19 protein-coding genes are annotated in these 20,396 nt (G+C 67.8%); 11 read left to right on the forward strand and 8 right to left on the reverse strand.

What is annotated here, in order from left to right; genetic code table 11:
• Positions 1-1,014 carry a Gfo/Idh/MocA family oxidoreductase gene (locus V6K52_RS19420; protein ID WP_353951753.1) on the forward strand — a complete coding sequence of 338 codons (1,014 nt, stop codon included), beginning with the start codon at positions 1-3 and terminating at the stop codon, positions 1,012-1,014.
• A gap of 64 nt (positions 1,015-1,078) precedes the next feature.
• Positions 1,079-1,471, forward strand: coding sequence for a universal stress protein (locus V6K52_RS19425; RefSeq protein ID WP_353951754.1), 393 nt, complete (start codon positions 1,079-1,081; stop codon positions 1,469-1,471).
• Here V6K52_RS19425 and V6K52_RS19430 read toward each other — a convergent pair.
• Entirely contained in the window at positions 1,458-2,468 is a 1,011-nt protein-coding gene (locus V6K52_RS19430; RefSeq protein ID WP_353951755.1) for a LacI family DNA-binding transcriptional regulator, read from the reverse strand. The two genes, V6K52_RS19425 and V6K52_RS19430, sit on opposite strands and share 14 nt — an antisense overlap.
• A gap of 108 nt (positions 2,469-2,576) precedes the next feature.
• Here V6K52_RS19430 and V6K52_RS19435 point away from each other — a divergent pair, with 108 nt between their 5' ends.
• Positions 2,577-3,791, forward strand: coding sequence for a Gfo/Idh/MocA family oxidoreductase (locus V6K52_RS19435; protein WP_353951756.1), 1,215 nt, complete (start codon positions 2,577-2,579; stop codon positions 3,789-3,791).
• Between the two features lie 70 nt (positions 3,792-3,861).
• Positions 3,862-4,848 carry a sugar phosphate isomerase/epimerase gene (locus V6K52_RS19440; protein ID WP_353951757.1) on the forward strand — a complete coding sequence of 329 codons (987 nt, stop codon included), beginning with the start codon at positions 3,862-3,864 and terminating at the stop codon, positions 4,846-4,848.
• Positions 4,849-4,989: 141 nt separating this feature from the next.
• Here the strand turns inward: V6K52_RS19440 and V6K52_RS19445 are convergent, their stop codons facing one another.
• The 6 genes from V6K52_RS19445 to iolC all read right to left on the reverse strand — a co-directional run bounded on the left by V6K52_RS19445 (position 4,990) and on the right by iolC (position 10,851).
• A complete protein-coding gene (locus V6K52_RS19445; protein WP_353951758.1) occupies positions 4,990-5,406 on the reverse strand; it encodes a tautomerase family protein in 417 nt (138 codons plus the stop codon).
• 10 nt (positions 5,407-5,416) lie between these two features.
• On the reverse strand, positions 5,417-6,928 hold the full coding sequence (locus V6K52_RS19450; protein ID WP_353953821.1) for a CoA-acylating methylmalonate-semialdehyde dehydrogenase: 1,512 nt from the start codon (positions 6,926-6,928) through the stop codon (positions 5,417-5,419).
• Between the two features lie 88 nt (positions 6,929-7,016).
• Positions 7,017-8,036 (reverse strand): Gfo/Idh/MocA family oxidoreductase, encoded by a 1,020-nt coding sequence (locus V6K52_RS19455; RefSeq protein WP_353951759.1) that lies wholly within the window; start codon positions 8,034-8,036, stop codon positions 7,017-7,019.
• Positions 8,037-8,069: 33 nt separating this feature from the next.
• Positions 8,070-9,005, reverse strand: coding sequence for a 5-deoxy-glucuronate isomerase (iolB, locus tag V6K52_RS19460; protein ID WP_353951760.1), 936 nt, complete (start codon positions 9,003-9,005; stop codon positions 8,070-8,072).
• A complete protein-coding gene (locus tag V6K52_RS19465) occupies positions 9,002-9,895 on the reverse strand; it encodes a deoxyribose-phosphate aldolase (RefSeq protein ID WP_353951761.1) in 894 nt (297 codons plus the stop codon). Before V6K52_RS19465 ends, iolB begins: the two co-directional genes overlap by 4 nt.
• Entirely contained in the window at positions 9,892-10,851 is a 960-nt protein-coding gene (gene iolC / locus V6K52_RS19470; RefSeq protein WP_353951762.1) for a 5-dehydro-2-deoxygluconokinase, read from the reverse strand. Before iolC ends, V6K52_RS19465 begins: the two co-directional genes overlap by 4 nt.
• Positions 10,852-10,979: 128 nt before the next feature.
• Between iolC and V6K52_RS19475 the strand changes: the two genes are divergently transcribed.
• The 7 genes from V6K52_RS19475 (at position 10,980) to V6K52_RS19505 (ending at position 19,094) form a co-directional block, all read left to right on the forward strand.
• Positions 10,980-11,717, forward strand: a complete 738-nt coding sequence (locus tag V6K52_RS19475) for a GntR family transcriptional regulator (RefSeq protein WP_353951763.1) — start codon at positions 10,980-10,982, stop codon at positions 11,715-11,717.
• Between the two features lie 108 nt (positions 11,718-11,825).
• Entirely contained in the window at positions 11,826-12,713 is an 888-nt protein-coding gene (locus tag V6K52_RS19480; protein WP_353951764.1) for a sugar phosphate isomerase/epimerase family protein, read from the forward strand.
• An 11-nt stretch (positions 12,714-12,724) separates the two neighbouring features.
• A complete protein-coding gene (locus tag V6K52_RS19485; protein WP_353951765.1) occupies positions 12,725-13,774 on the forward strand; it encodes a transaldolase family protein in 1,050 nt (349 codons plus the stop codon).
• 57 nt (positions 13,775-13,831) lie between these two features.
• On the forward strand, positions 13,832-15,739 hold the full coding sequence (gene iolD, locus V6K52_RS19490; protein WP_353951766.1) for a 3D-(3,5/4)-trihydroxycyclohexane-1,2-dione acylhydrolase (decyclizing): 1,908 nt from the start codon (positions 13,832-13,834) through the stop codon (positions 15,737-15,739).
• Between the two features lie 325 nt (positions 15,740-16,064).
• Positions 16,065-17,063: a substrate-binding domain-containing protein gene (locus V6K52_RS19495; RefSeq protein ID WP_353951767.1), complete on the forward strand. Its 999-nt coding sequence runs from the start codon at positions 16,065-16,067 to the stop codon at positions 17,061-17,063.
• A 75-nt stretch (positions 17,064-17,138) separates the two neighbouring features.
• Positions 17,139-18,272, forward strand: coding sequence for an ABC transporter permease (locus tag V6K52_RS19500; RefSeq protein ID WP_353951768.1), 1,134 nt, complete (start codon positions 17,139-17,141; stop codon positions 18,270-18,272).
• A gap of 3 nt (positions 18,273-18,275) precedes the next feature.
• Complete coding sequence (locus tag V6K52_RS19505; protein ID WP_353951769.1) at positions 18,276-19,094, forward strand: ATP-binding cassette domain-containing protein; 819 nt, start codon at positions 18,276-18,278, stop codon at positions 19,092-19,094.
• A 296-nt stretch (positions 19,095-19,390) separates the two neighbouring features.
• Here the strand turns inward: V6K52_RS19505 and V6K52_RS19510 are convergent, their stop codons facing one another.
• Positions 19,391-20,395, reverse strand: a complete 1,005-nt coding sequence (locus V6K52_RS19510) for a Gfo/Idh/MocA family oxidoreductase (protein ID WP_353951770.1) — start codon at positions 20,393-20,395, stop codon at positions 19,391-19,393.
• Position 20,396 lies beyond the last annotated feature (1 nt).

Below are 20,396 nucleotides of genomic sequence, written 5' to 3' on the forward strand. Positions count from 1 at the left end.
ATGCGCATCGGACTCATCGGCCTCGGCCGCATCGGCGCCTTCCACGCCGACACCCTCGCTGCCCTCGACCGCGTCGAGGAGCTCGTCGTCACCGACCCCGTCACCGCCGTCGTCGACGGCGTGACGAGTCGCGTGGCCAAGGCTCGCGCCGTCGCCTCACCTGCGGACCTCTTCGGGGCCGACATCGACGGGGTCGTCATCGCCGCGGCGACCAACGCCCACGCCGAACTGTTGCTGGCTGCGACCGAGCGAGGCATCCCGACGTTCTGCGAGAAGCCGATTGCGGGGACCGCCGACGAGGCCGTGCTGGTGCGCGACAAGCTCAAGGGCTCGACGGTGCCGGTGCAGATCGGCTACCCGCGTCGCTTCGACCCGGCGTTCGTCGCCGCCCGGGACGCCGTGCGCGACGGCACCCTCGGCCGGGTGCACACGGTGCGCTCGACCACGTTGGACCCGGCACCGCCACCTGCCGCGTATCTTGCGGTGTCCGGTGGGATCTTCCGAGACTGCGCGATCCACGACTTCGACGCCGTCCGCTGGGTCACCGGACAGGAGGTCGTCTCAGTCCATGCGGTCGGCTCGGTCGATCCCGATGCTGCACACGAGATGTATGCCGCCCACGGCGACTTCTCGACCGCGTCCACCCTGTTGACATTGGCCGACGGAACGATCGGGGTCGTGTCCAACACGAGGACCAATGCTCGCGGCTATGACGTGCGACTCGAGGTCCACGGGGTGCTCGACTCCGTGGCCGCGGGCTACGACGAAGGGCTACCGGTGCGGGCGACCCAGCCGGGCATCACGTGGCCGGCGGGACCGCCCCACACGTTCTTCATGGACCGGTTGGCGGAGGCTTTCCGGCGTGAGCTCTCGACGTTCTGCGAGGTCGCGGCGGGTGAGCTGCCGTCACCGTGCACCGTCGAGGACGCGATGGGGACGACGTGGGCGGCCGAGGCCGCGAGCCTGTCAGCCCGCGAAGGGCGCCCCGTCCGGATTGATGAGGTCGCCCGCTGACACTTCCCAACAACCCCCGAGGCACCCGACCCCGGGACCTTCCCCACCGAAAGGACCGATGACCATGACCGTAGCCGTGGCCCACCACGCCTCTGAGCTCAGCGAGCGGGTGCTCGCCGAAGCCGTCCGCGAGGCCGAACGACGCCATACGGAACTCGTCCTTGTCAACGTCACCGACTCGCTCGACCTCGACAAGCGCGATGCCCTTGAGGCCGGGATCGGCGACGTCGTCAGCAAGGCCAGCCGGGCCACTGACGTCGCTTGGCGGATCGAACTCGTCGCCGGCTCCACCGACATCGCGGAGGCGATCCTCGACGCCGTCGAGCGGCTCGGTGCCGAAGTCCTCATCATCGGGTCGCGGCGGCGCTCACCCATGGCCAAGGCCTTCCTCGGCAGCGTCACCCAGCAACTCATCCTTGAGGCGACCGTGCCTGTCCTCGTCGTCAAGAACTACTGACCGGCGCCGTCGACGACCTCACCACGAGGCGCGGTGAGACGACGACGTCGCCGCCCTTCCGCCCGGCCATAGAGCCGGCCTCAACGAGGTCGGAGAGCAGCGAGATCGTTGCGGCGGCGAGCCCAACCGGGTCCTGGCTGACACTCGTGAGGTCGATGGTCCCCAAGGCAGCCGGAGGGCTGTCGTCGTAGCCGACGACAGAAATCTCGCCCGGCACCCCCACACCACGGCGCAGGAGCCGGTCGCGCAGGCCGACCGCGCACCGGTCGTTGAAACAGACCAAGGCAGTGGGTCGCGTGCCAGCTGAGCGGGCCAGCACCCTTTCGGCCGCACCCGACCCCGCAGCCTCGGTCGAGCCACCGGCGAGCACGTCGATATGGCTTCGCAAGTGGTGGGCGGCCATCGCCTCGCGGTAACCACGACGGCGCGCGGTGGAAATGCTTCCACGCGGACCGTCGACGAAGGCGATGCGCTCGTGACCGAGGTCGACGAGGTGGTCTACGGCCAGCCGCAGCCCTTGGTCGTCCGGAGCCCGCGCACCCGCAACCGAGGGCGTCCCTGCGCGTCCCACCACCACTGTCGGGCATCGTGCGGCAACCGCGGCGAGTCGCGTCTGTGAGAAGCCGGACCCGAGCAGCACGAGCCCCTCGCAGCGGTGGTCCAGCAGGGTCTCGATCACGTGGCCCTCGTCGTGGCGAGGCGTCACTGCCCCCAGGACGAGGTCGAAACCGCGGTCTGCCGCCGCCTCGTCGAGCGCCCCCACGAGCTGTCCGTGGAAGGGGCTCGTCACGTCGAGGAGCACCCCGAGCTGCTGCGTGCGGTGGCGGGCCAGCAGGCTGGCGCTACGGTCCGGGCGGTAGCTGACAGCGTTCGCAGCCTCTCGGACCCGCTCGCGAGTGGCCTGGCTCGGGCCCGGACGGTCACGGAGGACGAGGGAGGCCGTGGCGGTCGACACGCCTGCACGGGCGGCGACGTCCTCAAGGCGAGCGCGGGGCATACATCATTCCTCAGTTTGTCCTGACAAAGCCTTGACACCAGATACGGCCGTCCGGCATCGTTCTTTAAAGCGCTTTATATCACGTCCCAGTGTTGTGACAGGAGATTCATGATGACCGCACCGATCGGTGTCGCCGTGATTGGAGCCGGCATGGCCGGACGAGCACACTGCGCCGGATACCGCACCGCGCCAACGCTCTTCGATCCCCCGCTGCCGCCGATCCACTACGCCGCGGTCATTGACGCCAACCCGAGCGTTGCTGCTGATGCAGCGACGCGTTACGGCTACGAGCGGTCCGGCTCGGACTGGCGCACCCTGCTCGACGCCCCGGACGTCCAGGTCGTCAGCGTCGTCGTGGCCAACACCCTGCATCGCGAGATCGTCGAGGCCCTCCTCGACGCCGGCAGGCACGTCCTGTGCGAGAAGCCGCTCGCCGACACGCTCACCAACGCCAGGGCTATGTCCGATGCCGCGGCCGCCCACCCCGAGCTTGTGACCGGGACCGCCTTCGTCTATCGCCGCCAGCCCGCCGTCGCCGCCCTCCGCGAGCTCGTCCGCGACGAGTTCGGCGAGGTCTCCCACTTCAACGGGAGCTACTGGTGCGACTACGCCCTGAGCCCGGCGACGCCCATGGCCTGGCGCTACAAGGGCGCCCCCGGCACCGGCGCGCTCGCCGATATCGGCAGCCACCTCATCGATCTTGCGGAGTTCGTCTGCGGACCCATGACCGCCGTCGGTGGCGCGGCGTTCACGACGAAGATCACCAAGCGTTTTGTCCCCCTCGGGACGACCTACGGACACGCCGCTGCCGAGCTCTCGGATGTCGCGGAACCAGTGGAGAACGACGACGTCGCCACTTTCACGGCGCACTTCGCGTCGGGTGCGGTCGGCACGTTCTCCGTCTCCCGGGTTGCCCCGGGGCACGCGAACTCGCTCGCCTTCGACGTCATGGCCCAGCACGGCGGCGCCAAGTGGAACATGGATCGGCCCGCCGAGTTCTCCGTGGCACGGAAGTCGCGCGGCGACGGGTTCGACGGCTACAACCAGGTCCTCGTCGGCCCGGCCCATCCCTACCTCAAGGGCGGTGTGCCGATGGACTTCCCCGGCGTCTCCTACGGCGTGGGTGACCTCTTCGGGTTCCAGGCACGCGCCTTCCTCGAGCAGGTCGCCGGCATCGAGGGTGGGCTGCCGCCCGTCGCGACCTTCGCCGACGGGGTGCGCGACTTGACAATCATCGACGCCGTCACCCGATCGGCCGGCGCCGGAGGTGCAGTCGTCGAGCTCGCTGCCCAGCCCGACGCGGCCATCCCGATCACCAACTGATGCGTATGCCGTGTGGTGACCACACGGGATACGCCACCCCTGTCCTTCCCCTCACCTCCAAGGAGTCCCCATGTACCTCGGTGTCTACAACGCGTGCCTCGCCGACAAGTCGCTCGCTGAAGCGCTCGACATCATCTCCGGCCTCGGCCTTAACAGCGTCGAGATCAACTCCGGTGGCTTCCTGCCGCCGATCCACCTGCCGGTCGACGAGCTACGGGCGAGCGAGGACGCCCGTGAGGAGTACCTCGGCGAATTCAGTTCTCGTGGGCTGACGCTCACCGCCCTTAACTGCAACGGCAACCCGCTCTTCCCGCGCGAGGGATTCCCCCACTCGCAAGACCTCATCGACTCAATCGAGCTCGCCGCGCTCCTTGGGGTGCCTCGTGTCGTGACGATGTCCGGCATGCCGGCAGGCAGTGCCGGCGGCACCAACCCGGTCTGGAACCCGCTGCCCTGGTGGAGCCCGCTGCTCGACGTCCGGGACCACCAGTGGGAGGTTGCCATCCCGTACTGGAAGGACCTCCAGGCGCGTGCAGCGGACGCCGACGTCAAGGTCGCGATCGAGATGCACCCGGGCAACATCGTGTTCAACCCCTCCACGATGCACCGCCTCGCCGAACAGATCGGCGCGACCCACGTCGGTGCCGAGATGGACCCGAGCCACCTGTTCTGGCAGGGCATCGACCCCGTCCTCGCCCTCAAGGACCTCGGCTCGCTCGTCTACTGCTCGGCCGCCAAGGACACCCGCATCAACGAGGCTGCCAAGGTGAACGGTGTGCTCGACGACCGCTTCACCCGGATCGCCGAGGGCGAGCCTGGCCACCTCTCGATGGGTGGTGGCACCACGCTCTCGGGGTGGCCGAGCAACCCCTCGTGGGACTTCGTCGCGGTCGGCAAGGGTCACGACGTGGCCTTCTGGACCGAGTTCCTGCGCGCCCTCGCGCAGATCGACCCGGACCTCCCGTGCAACATCGAGCACGAGGACCAGGAGCTCGACCAACTCGAGGGCCTGAACTTCGCAGCTGAGAGCCTGCTCGCGGCCGAGAGGGCTTTGTGACCTCTGGGGCCGTGGGAACCCTGGGGAGGGCACCAGCGCCCTGACCGCTGGTCGAACGGGTCAGGGTGCGCGTTCGATCACGTCAAGGTGCATCTTGGCACTCAACGGCTCCACTCAGGCCCTCCTCCGAGCGGGCAGTTCCTAGTCGTGGAGCGCCGGGCCTCCGGACTGAAGGTCCCCTTCCAGGAACTGGGCTCGGCCCAGACCAAATGACCAGTCTTGCGGGCCGTTGGCGACGACCGAGATGATCAAGTCCGTCGGAGCGAGCCCGCAGCGGCTCTGGAGCCTGCTGGCCAACTCACGGTATGCGGCTCTCTTCTGTTCGTCCGACCGCCCCTGCTGGAAAATCTGGATCACTGTCACGTCGGCGGAGCGCTCGAAACCCAGCCCAGTGTCTTCGGCGATGATGTGGCCGACGGGGTGCTCGGTGATGATCTGGTATCTGTCCCCCGCCGGTGCGGCGAACACGTCGAGCATCACCTCCTGAACGGTGTCGGCCATGAGGCGCAACGCAGCCGGGGTTCGACCTGCTTGTACGTCAATCCTGACGAGCGGCACGGAGGCCTCCTCACTGGTTCTGGGGGAACCCGAGGTTGAGGCCACCGTGTGACGGGTCGAGCCAGCGTGAGGTGACGACCTTGCCGCGGGTGAAGAAGTGAACACCCTCCATGCCGTGGGCGTGGGAGTCACCGAAGAGCGAGTTCTTCCAGCCGCCGAAGGAGAAGTAGGCCATCGGCACGGGGATGGGGACGTTGATGCCGACCATGCCGACCTCGACCTCGTTCTGGAAGCGACGAGCCGCTCCGCCATCGTTCGTGAAGATCGCGGTGCCATTGCCGTAAGGGCTCTCGTTGATTAGCTTGAGGCCTTCGTCGTAGGTGCCCACCCGCACCACGGACAGGACCGGGCCGAAGATCTCGTCGTCGTAGACCGGCATACCGGGCTCGACCTTGTCGAACAGTGTCGGTCGGAGGAAGAACCCGTCACCGTCGGAGTCGACGTCACCTTCACGACCGTCGACGACGAGCGTGGCGCCGGCGTCGACCCCCTTGTCGAGGTAGGACGCGACCTTGTCGCGGTGCTCACGGGTCACGAGCGGGCCCATGTCGCTGCCGCGGGTCCCGTCGCCAGTGACGAGCTTGCCCATGCGGTCGGTGATCTTGGAGATGAGGTCGTCCGCGATCGAGTCAACCGCCACCAGGGCGGAGATCGCCATGCAGCGCTCACCGGCCGATCCGAAGCCCGCGTTGACAGCTGCATCCGCCGCCAGGTCGAGATCCGCATCGGGAAGGACGAGCATGTGGTTCTTGGCGCCTCCGAGTGCCTGGACGCGCTTGCCGTGGGCGGTGCCCTTCTCGTAAACGTACTTCGCGATCGGGGTGGAGCCGACGAAGGACACGGCCTTCACGTCCTCGTGCTCGAGGAGCGCATCGACCGCCTCCTTGTCGCCGTGGACGACGTTCATGATTCCGTCCGGAAGCCCGGCCTCCTTCCACAGTGCCGCAATGGCGTTCACCGCCGACGGGTCCTTCTCGGACGGCTTGATGATGACCGCGTTGCCGCAGGCGATCGCGATCGGCACGAACCAGAGGGGCACCATTGCGGGGAAGTTGAACGGGCTGATCACCGCGACGACACCAAGTGACTGGCGCATCGAGTAGACGTCGACCTTGGTCGAGACGTTCTCGGAGAAGCCGCCCTTGAGCAGGTGCGGGATGCCACACGCGAACTCAGCGACCTCGAGACCCCGGGTCACTTCGCCCACGGCGTCGGAGACGACCTTGCCGTGCTCGGCGGTGATGAGGGCGCCGATCTCGTCCTTCTTGGCATTGAGCAGCTCACGGAAGGCGAACAGCACCTGGGTCCGCTTCGTGAGGCTTACGTGCTGCCATTCATTCTCCCAAGCCGTCCGAGCACCACGCACGATCTCGTCGACGAGCTGGGCTGAAGCGAGATCGAGCTCACCGCTCTGCACCCCGGTGGCGGGGTTGAAGACGGGACTCGTGCGCTCGGCGGCGCCCTCCCACGGGGCGCCGCTGATGAGGTGGGTGATGCGGCTCGGAGTCGTGCTCACGGGTATCGGTCCTTGTCCAGAGAGTGGGTGGATTCAGTGTGTTCGTTGGGGGGTGACAAGACAGGGGGTCGCGTCCACAGGTCCCCGACTGTCATCAGGTTGCGACGAGCCTGAGGCCGGGAATGTCGGCGAGGTGGACCGGAGCGCCGGAGACCATCGACCGGGCGCACGCCTCGGCCGTACGGAAGGCCTCGAGCGCGTCGGCGACGGTGCACGGGCTGGGGGAAGAGCCTCGAGCGACGTCGACAAACGCCTCAAGTTCCGCGACGTAGGCGGGCAGGAACCGCTCCATGAACGACCAGTGCCGCGGTCCGGGCGGCCAATCGATTCCCTCCTCGGCCGAGGTGATGGCCAAGCTCGTGTCGTGGCCGACCCCGAGGGTGCCCTTGGAGCCGTGAACCTCCATCCGCACGTCGTGGCCGGCGCCGTTGTAGCGGGTCGCCGTGACGGCGACGAGAGTGTCATCGTCCAGGACGAGGGTGGCCGCCGCGCTGTCGACGTCACCCGCCTCCGTGAAGAACTTCTCGCCCTTGTTGGCTCCGACGGCAAAGACGGTGCGGACCTCGTGGCCGGTCACGAAGCGAATGATGTCGAAGTCGTGGACGCTGCAGTCGCGGAAGAGGCCTCCGGAGGTCGGGAGGTAGGCAGCGTGGGGCGGTGCCTGGTCCATCGTGGCCGCACGCACGGTGTGGACGAAACCGATCTCCCCGTCCGTGACGGCGTCCTTCACACGGCGGTAGCCCGCGTCGAAGCGTCGCTGGAAACCAATGTGCACGGGGACGCCGCTGCGCGCCTCGAGCTGCGCGAGCTCAAGGGTGCGTCCGAGGTCGAGTGCCACCGGCTTCTCACAGAAGGTGGGGATGCCCCGCTCGACGGCCGCCTCGATGAGGTCTGCGTGTGCCGCGGTCCCGGCTGTGATGACGAAGCCGTCCAGGTCCGACCCAAGCAGCTCGTCGAGCGTCGCCGCCGAACGGACGCCGAGGCCGTGCGCGACCTCGGCCGCGTGGTCGGCGTTCAGGTCGGCGAGCACGAGGTCATCGACTCCGTCCAGGGAGCTGAGCGTCTTCGCGTGGAAGGCGCCAATCCGGCCGGTGCCGGCGAGTCCGATTCGCATCGTGGAACAACCTTTCGAGGGTGGGTCTGGTGGTCAGGCGACCGGCGGTGTGGCGGCCAGCCGAGGGTCGGGCTCCAGGTCGGCCCAGGAGTCGCGCACCCAGGCGTGAGCCGGGTCATCGCAGATGAGCCACGCCCGCTCGGTGCCGGGCCCTGCCATGACGTTGAGGTAGTAGAGGTCGGCGTCGGGGGCCGCGACGGCCGGGCCGTGCCAGCCGTGCGGCACGAGGACGACGTCACCGGTCCGCACCTCGGCCAGTACGTCGATAGGACGCTCGTCGGTGCCGTACACCCTCTGGTATCCCACGGCATCCGTGCCGCGCGGGTCCGTGGACCGGGTCGCGAACCAGTAGATCTCCTCGAGCTCGGCCTCGACACCGGGACGGTGGGTGTCGTGCTTGTGCGGGGGCCATGAACTCCAGTTGCCAGCCGGGGTGACGACCTCACAAGCGATGATCCGCTGGGCATCGAGCACGCCCGGAACACCGAAGTTGCGCACCTGCCGCGAGGCGATGCCGGCACCTCGAAGCTCGACGGGCACGTCGGTGGCGGACAGGCGGGCGGGCTCGATCCTGGTCTCTCCGGTTGTGCGGGCGAGGCACACGGCGACGCGCACGCTGGTCCCGGGAGCCAAGTCGGCGGGGGCCTGGACGCGCAGGGTGGTGCCGGGTGGGGCGTACGCCACGTCGGTGGCTCCCGCGAATACCCCGGCGCGCCCGCTGAGGGAGAACGAGACATGCTTGTCCGGGGCGACGACCACATCAACCTGAACGCCCCCCGAGAGCGGGACGACGATGGCCTCGCGGTCGGCAAGGTCGAGCTCGACGGAGTCGCCTGCCCCGAGGGTGGCCGTCCGCAGCCCGGTGTGCGTCCAGCCCGGCAACGTGTCGTCGACGACGCAGTCCCAGCCGTCGGCGGCGAGCGAACCGTGGGGATGGCACCACGTGGGGTTGTCCATTCCCAGGCTCATTGCGCACCTCCATGGACGAGGTCGGCCGCGGTGTCGACCGCAGTGGCGACGTCACCGTCCGGCGGGAAGAGCAGGGCACGGCCGACGACGAGACCGGCCGCCGACGGACAAGCCAGGGCTGAACCCCACGTGCGGTAGGTCGCCTCTCGGTCACCGGTGGGATCACCCCCGAGGAGCAGACAGGGGAGAGTCGTGGTCTCGAGCACTCGCTCCATCTCGGCGACGACGGGCAGCTTGAGCCACGTGTGCGCACTGGACGCGCCCAGACCGGACGCGATGGCCATGGAGGCGATGACCGAGTCGGGGTCCAGGAGGTTCTCCACGCGCGTCCGGGAGCGTCGCACGCTGAGGAAGGGCTCGACCATGGCCATGAGACCACGTGCAGCCAGAGCGCTCACAGCCGCGCCGCTTGCCTCGAGCGTGGCGGCAGAGCCATCGTCTTCGAGACAGATGCGGGTCAGCATCTTGCCGCCGGAGAGCCCGTGCTCAGCGATGGTCGGCGCGTCGTAGGCGGTGAACCGGTCGTCAAGCTCGAAGGTCGAGCCCTGGAGGCCGCCCCGGTTCATCGACCCGATCACGAGACGGTTCTCGAGCAGGCCTGCGAGCAGGAGGTCCTCGAGGACGTCAGGTGTGCCGAGCACCCCGTCGACGCCGGGTCGCTGCAGTGCGATGGCGAGCCGCTCGAGCAGGTCGGGGCGGCTGGCCATCGCTCGCGGCTGGTCGCGCACGGCGAGGGCCCCGCGCGCAGGGTGGTCTGCGGCGAGGAGGAGGAGGCGCCCGTCGGCCGGAATTCCCGCAGATGGGCGACGGTCAGCCCACGCCCGGGCAATCGCCCCTGGGTCGCGCAGACGGCTGGCCGTGATGGCGGCGGTGTCGATGACTGAACTCACCTCTGTGCCTCCTCGAGGAGAGCGAGCACCTCGTGCTCGCGTGGCATGGCGGTGGAGCACTCGAGCCGGGAGGCGACGATGGCCCCCGCCGTGCTCGCGAACCGGATGGTGCGCTCGAGGTCCCATCCCTCGAGCAGGCCGTGGCAGACGGCGCCGCCGAAGGCGTCACCGGCTCCGAGGCCGTTCGCGACCTCGACCGGTGTCGGTGGCACCTCGACGCGCTGGCCGTCGGCGGTCATGGCGAGTACTCCCTTGGGCCCTTGCTTCACAATGGCTAGCTGGACACCACGGTCGAGCAGGGCACGGACGGCGGCCTCGGGATCGCCAGTACCCACGGCGACCCGGCACTCCTCGAGGTTGCCGATCGCCACCGTGCTCGACGCGAGAGCTTCTTCGGCGGCGCGGGTTGCCTCGGCCTCGGCACGCCAGAACTGAGGCCGGTAGTCGAGGTCGATCACCGTGTGCGACAAACGCGCACGCAGTTCCCACGCGGTTGAGTGGGCGGTGCGGCTGGGCTCGGCCGAAAGGCCTGTGAGGGTGGCCCAGAAGAGTAGGCAATCGCGCACGACGACGGGCGGGATCTCCTCAGGGCTGACGCGGAGGTCGGGCGCTTGGGGGGAGCGGTAGAAGTACAGCGGGAAGTCGTCGGGCGGGAAGATCTCACAGAACGTCACAGGAGTGGGAAGCTCGCGGTCGATCGAGACATATGTCGGATCAACGCCGAGTTCCTCGAGGGAACGCCGTACGAACCGGCCGAAGGGGTCGTTGCCGGTGCGGCTCACGAGAGCGACCGAGTGACCCATACGGGCGGCGGCCACCGCCACGTTCCCGGCACTGCCGCCCAGGAACTTGCCGAACGTCGTGACATCCTCGAGACCCACGCCGGTCTGCATGGGATAGAGGTCGACGCCCACCCGCCCGATGGCCAGCACCTCGATCGACTGTGTCGTGGGCACGGGTTCTCCTCCTGGGGTTCGTGGCGGGGTGGTGCACTCAGGCTGCACCACCAAGCCAACCACTGTCAACATTTGTTAGGACATTTGGTTCTCTTCACTCGTCAGAGGGGTGACATACACTCGCCTTTGTGCACACGATCCCTGTCAGCATCGATCGCGCCAGCCCCGTGCCGCTCTACCACCAGCTCGCGGAACAGCTGAACGCAGCGATCGATGACGGTCGCCTCAAGCCCGGCGACCCCTTCGAGAATGAACTGGCCCTCGCGGCGCGGCTCGACCTCTCTCGCCCCACGGTGCGGCGCGCCATCGCCGAACTCGTGGGTCGCGGGCTCCTCGTGCGCCGGCGCGGGGTTGGCACGACCGTTGCGAGTCAGGTCATCCACCGGCGCGACGAGCTCACCAGCCTTTACGACGACATGGTCCGCCGAGGACAGAAGCCGCGCACCGAGGTCCTCTCCTTCAGTGCCGACGAGGTCAACTCCGCTGCCGCGGCTGCCCTCGACCTGCCCGCCGACACCCCTTTGCTGAGCGTCGAACGCCTTCGCTACGTCGGAGACATCCCTGCGGCACTCATGCACAACTGGCTCCCTCCTCAGTACGCCGACCTCCTTGAGGAGGATCTGGCCCGCGAGAGTCTCTACAGCCTCCTGCGCCAGCGCGGGGTGCGTCCCGTCATCGCCCACCAGACGATCGGCGCGCGCCGACCCGTGCCTCGCGAACGCAAGCTGCTCGGACTGGCCACGGGCGACCCTCTCCTCACGATGACTCGGCGGGCGTATGCCGCGAACGGCACCGCCGTGGAGTACGGCGACCACTGCTACCGCTTCGACCAGTACGCGTTCGACGTCACGGTTCACGACCGCTGAAGGACAGGGACTCCTCTTCCGTTCAGGGCCGCGAGGCGTTAGGGTCATAATGTCTTAACATTTGCCCATGAGCCTTGCGGCGCCCTGCCGTGGTCGAGGAGGACCGACGTGAAGATTGCGCAGGACCCGACGCCGTTCCACCACGAGCACGAGCTGCTCGACTTCCCACATGTCGTTGCCGAACTCGGCTACGAGCACATCCAGCTGACACCGCACAAGGACCTCGTCCCGTTCTTCCGGCACCCGAGGGCCGATGACCAACTGGTGCGCTCACTCAAGAAGGCCTGTGCCGATGCGGGGGTGGGGATCGCCTCCCTGCTCCCGGTCCAGCGCTGGTCGAGCCCCGACGAGTGGGCCCGACAAGGGGCGGTGCGGAACTGGAAGAGACTCATCCAGATCGCGGTCGACCTCGACGTACGCGTCATCGGTACGGAGTTCTCCGGCCGCCCCGACCGTCAGGAGGAGTCGGAAGCCGCGTTCTACCGGTCAATGGAGGAACTCCTCCCGATCATCGAGCGCGAGGGCATCGACCTCCTCATCGACCCCCACCCCGATGACTTCGTCGAGGACGGCCTCGAGGCCATCCGCGTCATCCGAGGACTCAACAGCACGAGCGTCGGAATGGTCTACGTCGCCTGCCACACCTTCCACATGGGCCAGCCGATGCGCGAGATCATGCGCGCCGGGAAGGACCTCATCCGGCTCGTACACGTCGCCGACACGATGGACCACCACGCGTCGCACGGCCTTCGCTACATCTCCAACCCTCCCGGGAACGCAGCCCGAGTGCATCAGCACCTGCGCATCGGCGCCGGCGACGTGGACTGGGACGACTTCTTCGGTGGCCTGGCCGAGATCGGGTTCCTCGACAACCCGGACGCCGTCATGTGCAACTCGGTCTTCGCCGAAGACGAGAACGCCGACGAGATGGCGCGCTACCAGCTGACCACCATGAACCAATACATCGCCACCCACACCCCAAAGGGACACCAGTGACACACTCACCGATGCGCATCATGACGGAGACGACCCCGACCGCGCTCTGGAACGACTCCTCGACGCTCTCCGAACTGACGACCGCGATCGGCTGGGGTGCCGTCGGCGCGACCTGCAACCCCGTCATCGCGTTGGCAGCGATCCACTCGGACCTGCCCCGCTGGCAGGCCCGCATCGCCGAGATCGCGCAGGAGCGACCCACTGCCACGGAGTCGCAGATCGGGTGGCAGGTCGTCGAGGAGGTCTCCATCGACGCGGCCACGTATCTCGAGCCCGCCTTCGCCGAGCACAACGGCCGCAACGGGCGGCTGTCGATGCAGACCGACCCCCGCCTGCACCGTGATGCCGAAGCCCTCGTCGACCAAGCGGAACACTTCGCCTCCCTCGCGCCCAACATCATCGTCAAGATCCCGGCGACAAAGGTGGGCATCGAGGCGATCGAGGAGGCGACCTACCGGGGCATCAGCATGAACGTCACCGTGTCCTTCACCGTCCCCCAGGCCGTTGCGGCCGGCGAGGCCATCGAGCGGGGCCTGACCCGACGAGAGGCCGACGGCAAGGACGTGTCGACGATGGGTCCGGTCGTGACGATCATGGTCGGCCGTCTCGACGACTGGCTCAAGGAGGTCGTGGCTCGCGACGACCTCGGGGTCGACCCCGAGCACCTCGAATGGGGCGGCGTTGCAGCCGTCAAGAAGGCCTACGGCATCTTCACCGAGCGCGGCCTGCGGGCCCGCTTGCTTGCCGCTGCCTACCGCAACACGCTCCAGTGGACCGAGCTCGTCGGTGGCGACATCGTCCTCTCACCGCCCTTCGCCTGGCTGGAGAAGTTCGAAGCCAGCGGTCACGACCCTCGGCCACGCATGGACGTGCCCGTCGCTCCCGAAGTCCTCGCATCCCTGAGCACGATCCCTGACTTCGTGCGGGCCTATGCAGTCGACGGCATGACGCCGGAGGAGTTCGACGACTTCGGTGCCACACGCAAGACCCTGCGCCAGTTCCTCGAGGCCGACGCCGACCTCGACCGCATCGTCCGCGACGTGCTGATCCCCGCTCCCTGACCCACCCCGTGCACCACCCGCCAGCCCCATCGACCACTCACGACGAAGGACCCTGACATGACTCGGACCGTGCGCCTCACGACCGCGCAAGCGCTCGTGAAGTTCTTGGCCAGCCAGTATTCCGAGCGGGATGGAGTTGAACAGCGACTCGTCACAGGGATGTTCGGGATCTTCGGCCACGGGAACGTGGCTGGGGTGGGGCAGGCGCTGCTCCAGGCGCAGGTGGAGTCCGAGGACGGTGCGACCGGCGACGGGGTGCTGGGCTCGCTCCCCTACTACCTGGCCCGCAACGAGCAGGGTGCCGTGCACGCGGCCACGGCCTTCAGCCGGGCCCGCAACCGCCGCCAGGTCATGGCCGTGACGACGTCGATCGGCCCTGGGGCGACGAACATGGTGACCGGCGCGGCCCTGGCGACGACCAACCGCATCCCGGTGCTGCTCCTGCCGTCCGACCAGTTCGCCACCCGGGTGCCCGACCCCGTGCTTCAGCAGCTCGAGGACCCGGGCACCCTCGACGTCACCGTCAACGACGTGTTCCGACCGGTGTCCCGCTTCTTCGACCGGATCAGCCGACCTGAGCAGCTCATCCCCTCGCTCATGAACGCCATGCGGGTTCTCACCGACCCAGCCGACACCGGAGCCGTCACGGTGGCGCTGCCGCAGGACGTTCAGGCCGAGGCCCACGACTGGCCGCTCGCATTCTTCGCCAAGCGCGTCTGGCACATCGGGCGACCGGTGCCAGAGCCGGCCGCACTGGCGCGAGCGGTGGAGCTCATTCGATCTGCCAAGCGGCCGCTGATCGTCGCAGGTGGCGGGGTCATCTACTCGGAGGCCTCCGAGGAACTGCGCGCCTTCGCCACCGCGACCGGTATCCCCGTGTCCGACACCCACGCGGGCAAGGGCGCCATCAACTGGGACCACCCGTCCGCGGTCGGGGGCGTGGGCTCGACCGGATCGGCCGCCGCCAACGAGCTGGCCCGCGGCGCCGACGTGGTCATCGGCTTCGGCACGCGCTACTCCGACTTCACGACCGCGAGCCACACGATCTTCGCGTCCGAGGACGTCCGGTTCGTCAACATCAACCTCCTGGGGTTCGACGCGGCCAAGCACGGCGCGGCGATGCTCGTCGCCGACGCCCGCGAGGCCCTGCGGGCCCTGACGACCGAGCTCGACGGTTGGGAGGTGGAACCGGCATACCGTGAGGAGGCCATTGATCTCGATGCCGCGTGGCAGCGGGTCGTCGACGAGTGCTACCACCGCGAGCAGACTCCGCTGCCCGCACAGACGGAGGTCTTCGGCGCGCTCAACGAGCTCATGGGACCCGAGGACGTCATCATCAACGCCGCCGGCTCGATGCCTGGTGACCTGCAGTGCCTGTGGCGGGCGTCGTCGCCCGTGCAGTACCACGTGGAGTACGCCTTCTCCTGCATGGGCTATGAGATCCCGGCGTCCCTCGGGGTGAAGATGGCGCTCGGCGACGACCACGAGGTCGTCGCGATCGTCGGCGACGGCACCTATCAGATGCTCCCGATGGAGATCGCGACGATCGTCTCCGAGGGTGTCAAGGTGATCATCGTGCTGCTCCAGAACCACGGGTTCGCCTCGATCGGCGCCCTCTCGGAGTCGCGGGGGTCGCAGCGCTTCGGAACGAAATACCGCATGCGGTCCTCAAGTGGCCGCCTGGACGGCTCCACCGTGCCCCTGGACCTTGCAGCGAACGCGGCCTCCTGGGGGGCCGACGTGCTGCGCTGCGGCTCGATGGCGGAGTTCCGCGAGAACTATGGCCGTGCGGCTGCCTCCGACCGCGCCACCGTGCTCTACATCGAGACTGACCTCCTCGGTCCGAACCCACCGGGCTCGGCCTGGTGGGACGTTCCCGTGTCGCAGGTGTCGACCCTTGAGTCGACCCAGAAGGCGTATGCAGAGCACCTCGACAATCAGCGCGGGCAGCGCACCTACCTCTGAGGCGACAGAGCCAATCCTTGCGCGCTGTGGTCACACACTAACAACTGCTGACAGAATGTTAGGACAAACTATTGACAGGCCGCATGGTAACGCGCTGGAATAGGCACCTGGCCCACCGGCCCCCCAACTGAACAGCTTGGCCCGGTCTCACGCCGACACCCACGGGGCGCAAACCCCCTCCCCGTCGGCCGACGATGCCGACGACCGGCAGCCGCACGACGCGATTGGCGTCCAGCTCGACGAGTCCCCCACGGACCGGCGAAGCGGCACCCCGAACTCCCCGCAACGAGGCGGGCGTTCATGCCACGAAAGGACTCCGTCCACCATGAATCAGAGCCGATTCCGCAAGGTGGTGACCGCCGTGGCGGTCGCGACCTCAGCCACGATGGTCCTCGCCGCCTGCAGCGGCGGCGGTGCCGAAAAGACCGACGACACGACGGGCGATTCGGGAGGTGGCGGCGGCGATTCGGGCTACACCATCGCCATGATCACGCACGAGACGCCCGGTGACACGTTCTGGGACAAGATCAAGGCGGGTGCGCAGCAGGCCGCCAAGGACACCGGAGCCACGTTGAAATACTCCAACGACCCGGACCCGGCCAAGCAGGCCACGCTCATCCAGAACGCGATCGACTCCAAGGTGGACGGGATTGCCACCACGCTCGCCACGCCGGACGCGCTCGCCGGCTCGGTCAAGGCAGCCGGCACAGCCGGGATCCCGACCGTCGCCTTCAACTCCGGGATCGACCAGTACCTCGAGACCGGTGCCCTGATGTACTTCGGCTCCGACGAGAACCTCGCCGGAGCGACCGCCGGCGAGCGGATCACGGCCGACGGTGGCAAGCACCCCCTCTGCGTCATCCAGGCCGCCGGTTCGGTGGCTCTCGAGGCTCGCTGTGCAGGGGTGAAGAGCAAGGTCGCCGGCACCGAGAACATCCAGGTCAACGGTGCTGACGACGCCGCCGTGGTGTCTGCGATCCAGGCCAAGCTCGCCGCCGACAGCTCGATCGACTACATCGTCACCCTCGGCGCCCCGATCGCCCTGAACGCGCTGAAGTCGATGGAGCAGGCCGGCAGCAAGGCGAAGCTCGTGACGTTCGACCTCAACGCCGAGGCCGCCCAGCAGATCAAGGACGGCAAGATCCAGTTCTCGATCGACCAGCAGCCCTACGTCCAGGGCTACCTGGCCGTGACGGCCCTCTACCTCAACGTCAAGAACGGCAACGACATGGGTGGTGGCAAGCCGGTCCTCACCGGCCCCTCGTTCGTGGACCCCAAGAACATCGACGTCATCCTCCCGTTCACCAAGAACAACACCCGCTGATCCATCCGAGCAGCTCTGGCGCCGGGACCTGCCTCCGGCCGGCCCGGCGCCAGAGCTCGTAGAGGGAGACATGCCATGAGCCAAGACCCCACGCCGGCACCAACGAGTGCCCCCAAGCCCGCACCGGCAGCACCGGCACGACCGGCCGCCGAAACCCCCTCGGCCGTGTCGCACGGCGCGCACGCCGAGGCGTCCAACCGTATCCAACTGGGATGGTCCAACCGCCTGCTGGCGCGACCCGAGATCGGCGCCCTCGTCGCCGCGATCATCCTGTTCATCTTCTTCCTCGCCGTCGCGCCGGCTTTCCGGTCCGTCGACTCGCTGATGACGGTCCTGTACCAGTCCTCGACGATCGGCATCGTCGCCGTAGCCGTCGGACTGCTCATGATCGGAGGGGAGTTCGACCTCTCCGCCGGCGTGCTGGTCTACAGCGCGGGGCTGCTCAACGCGATGTTCTCGTACCAGCTCGGCGTCAACCTGTGGGTCGGGGCTGTCCTCGCGCTCGTCTTCGCCCTGAGCATTGGGTGGTTGAACGGTTACATGGTGATGCGCACCGGCATACCGAGCTTCCTCATCACGCTGGGCTCGTTCTTCATCCTGCAAGGGGCCAACCTCGGCGTCACCAAGCTCGTGACCGGCTCGGTCTCCACGCCGAACATCAACCAGATGGACGGTTACGACTCGCTCAACGCGATCTTCGCCCACACCTTCTCCATCGGAGGGGCCAGCCTCAACATCACCGTGCTGTGGTGGCTGCTCTTCGTCGGCCTGGCCCACTGGATGCTCACTCGCACGCGAATCGGCAACTGGCTGTATGCCGTCGGCGGGAACGCACCGAGCGCCCGCGCGGTCGGTGTGCCGGTGACGCGGGTCAAGATCGGCCTGTTCATGGGAGTCGCGTTCCTCGCATGGTTCACGGGCATGCACACGCTCTACAACTACAACACCCTGCAGGCGAGCAACGGCATCGGCAACGAGTTCCTCTACATCGTCGCGGCCGTCGTCGGCGGCACTTTGCTCACCGGTGGCTACGGCAACGCAATCGGCGTTGCCATCGGCGCGTTCATCTTCGGCATGACCAGTCTGTGCATCGTCTACGCCGGATGGGACAACAACTGGTTCAAGGCCTTCCTCGGCGTCATGCTCCTCCTCGCCGTCGTCGTCAACCTCTATGTCAAGAATCTCTCGACCCTGCGGAAGGTGGGCTAGGCCATGACCGACACCATCAGCGAACACGCCGATGACACCCTGCGCGACGGCCAGACGCTCGTCGAGATGCGAGACGTGGGCAAGGCCTACGGTGCCATCCGGGCGCTCCGGGGCATCAACCTGACTGTTCGGGCCGGTGAGGTCACGTGTGTCCTCGGCGACAACGGCGCGGGGAAGTCGACGCTCATCAAGATCATCTCCGGCCTTCACCCGCACAACGAAGGAGTGATGAAGGTAGACAACGCGGAGGTGGCCTTCTCCAACCCCCGAGAGGCGCTCGAGCACGGCATCGCAACGGTTTACCAGGACCTCGCAGTGGTGTCGCTCATGCCGGTCTGGCGCAACTTCTTCCTCGGGTCTGAGCTCAAGGCCGGCAACTACCCCCTGGCCCCGATGAAGATCCGGGAGATGAAGCAGATCGCCGACGAAGAGCTGCGCAAGATGGGCATCGTGGTCAAGGACATCGACCAGCCGATCGGCGAGCTCTCGGGCGGTCAGCGCCAGTGCGTGGCCATCGCGAGGGCGGTGTACTTCGGTGCGAGGGTCCTGATCCTCGACGAACCGACGGCCGCCCTCGGCGTCAAGCAGTCCGGCGTGGTGCTCAAGTACACCGCGGCTGCCCGCGATGCTGGCCTCGGCGTCGTGTTCATCACGCACAACCCGCACCACGCCTACCTCGTCGGCGACCACTTCATCATCCTCAAGCTCGGACAGGCCGTCCTCGACAAGAGGCGGGACGAGGTGGGCCTCGACGAGCTCACCCGTCAGATGGCTGGTGGCGACGAGCTCACCGAGCTCTCGCACGAGATCGGTCGTCGCTGACGCGGACCGACCCCAACCCGTCGAACGGGCCCGGCCTCCTTGGAGGCCGGGCCCGTTCCTTTGTGGGCGACTGCGCCGCACCCGTGCACCCCGGGTCCTACTTCTCGGCCTCCCGCACGGACACAGCCAGGCCCCCCGGTGGAGCAGGGCGCTGGCTGGCGTGGCGGGACGTCAGAACGTCAGTGATCAGGCGTGACGACGAGCACCGGCACGCCCGACTCGAGCATGAGCGTCTGGGACACCGAGCCAACGAACACCTCGGCTCTGGGCGGGCGTTCGCGGGCGGCGGCTGAGGGTCAGGCGTAGAACGCAGGGCGCTCGATCATCTCGACGGCGACTTCGCCAAGCTCCGTGAGGGCTTTGACACCAGCGTCACAGACGCATGCTGCGGCATACCCGTCCCACGAGGTCGACCCGGTGTGCTCTCCACGCGCCACGCCAGAGATCCACTCCTGGACCTCTGTCACGAAGGCACCACGGAAGCGGTCGTTGTGGTCACGCGTGATCTTGTTGCCAGCGGTGTGCTCGCGACGCACGGAGGTGAGCTCCTGGTCGGACAGGCTGACCGCGCCACGCTCCGCGACCGCTTCGCAGCGGATGTCGTAGCCGAACTGGCAGTTGACGAAGATCTCGTCGTCCACCCGGACACCCGAGGTGCTCGTGAGGATGAGGACGAGGGGGTCCTGCAGGTGCGGGAACCGCAGCGAGGTCTTCTTGGGCGTGTCGACCCGCACGGACACGAACTCCTCCCCGAGCAGCCACCGCATGGTGTCGACCTCGTGGATGGCGGTGTCGTTGATCGCCATGTCCCACGTGTACATCTCGGGCACCGTGGGGTTGCGGTGCGCGCAGTGCACCATGAGTGTCTCGCCGAGCTCGCCGGAGTCGAGAAGGTCCTTCATCTCGCGGTAGCTGGCGTCGAACCGACGCATGAACCCCACGGTGACGAGGCGTCTGCCGACCGCCTGCTCAGCCTCCATGATGCGCAGCGCGGCCTCCGCGGTGGGCGTCAGCGGCTTCTCACAGAACACGGGCTTGCCGGCGGCGATGCACGCCAGCACGTCGACCTCATGCGCGGGACCGAAGCTGCAGATCATGACGGCGTCCACGTCGGGACTTGCGATGAGCTCGGCGGAGGTCAAGTGGGAGACGCCTCCGATGCGCTCGGCCACCTCCGCGGCCCGCGCCGGGTCGACGTCACTGACGGCCACGACGCGGCCACCCGCGATGACGGTATGGATCCGTTCAATGTGGGCCTGACCCATCCCACCAGGGCCGATCATTCCGATGCGAACAGTCACG

It is taken from the genome of Knoellia sp. S7-12 (assembly GCF_040518285.1).
GTDB lineage: Bacteria > Actinomycetota > Actinomycetes > Actinomycetales > Dermatophilaceae > Knoellia.

Excerpts from the sequence above, each read along its gene's own strand:
- iolB (WP_353951760.1), bottom strand. The coding sequence starts at position 9,005 with ATGAGCCTGGGAATGGACAACCCCACGTGGTGCCATCCCCACGGTTCG.
- V6K52_RS19505 (WP_353951769.1), top strand. The coding sequence starts at position 18,276 with ATGACCGACACCATCAGCGAACACGCCGATGACACCCTGCGCGACGGC.
- iolD (WP_353951766.1), top strand. The coding sequence starts at position 13,832 with ATGACTCGGACCGTGCGCCTCACGACCGCGCAAGCGCTCGTGAAGTTC.
- V6K52_RS19440 (WP_353951757.1), top strand. The coding sequence starts at position 3,862 with ATGTACCTCGGTGTCTACAACGCGTGCCTCGCCGACAAGTCGCTCGCT.
- V6K52_RS19430 (WP_353951755.1), bottom strand. The coding sequence starts at position 2,468 with ATGCCCCGCGCTCGCCTTGAGGACGTCGCCGCCCGTGCAGGCGTGTCG.
- V6K52_RS19500 (WP_353951768.1), top strand. The coding sequence starts at position 17,139 with ATGAGCCAAGACCCCACGCCGGCACCAACGAGTGCCCCCAAGCCCGCA.
- V6K52_RS19485 (WP_353951765.1), top strand. The coding sequence starts at position 12,725 with ATGCGCATCATGACGGAGACGACCCCGACCGCGCTCTGGAACGACTCC.
- V6K52_RS19425 (WP_353951754.1), top strand. The coding sequence starts at position 1,079 with ATGACCGTAGCCGTGGCCCACCACGCCTCTGAGCTCAGCGAGCGGGTG.
- V6K52_RS19435 (WP_353951756.1), top strand. The coding sequence starts at position 2,577 with ATGATGACCGCACCGATCGGTGTCGCCGTGATTGGAGCCGGCATGGCC.
- V6K52_RS19495 (WP_353951767.1), top strand. The coding sequence starts at position 16,065 with ATGAATCAGAGCCGATTCCGCAAGGTGGTGACCGCCGTGGCGGTCGCG.
- V6K52_RS19455 (WP_353951759.1), bottom strand. The coding sequence starts at position 8,036 with ATGCGAATCGGACTCGCCGGCACCGGCCGGATTGGCGCCTTCCACGCG.
- V6K52_RS19420 (WP_353951753.1), top strand. The coding sequence starts at position 1 with ATGCGCATCGGACTCATCGGCCTCGGCCGCATCGGCGCCTTCCACGCC.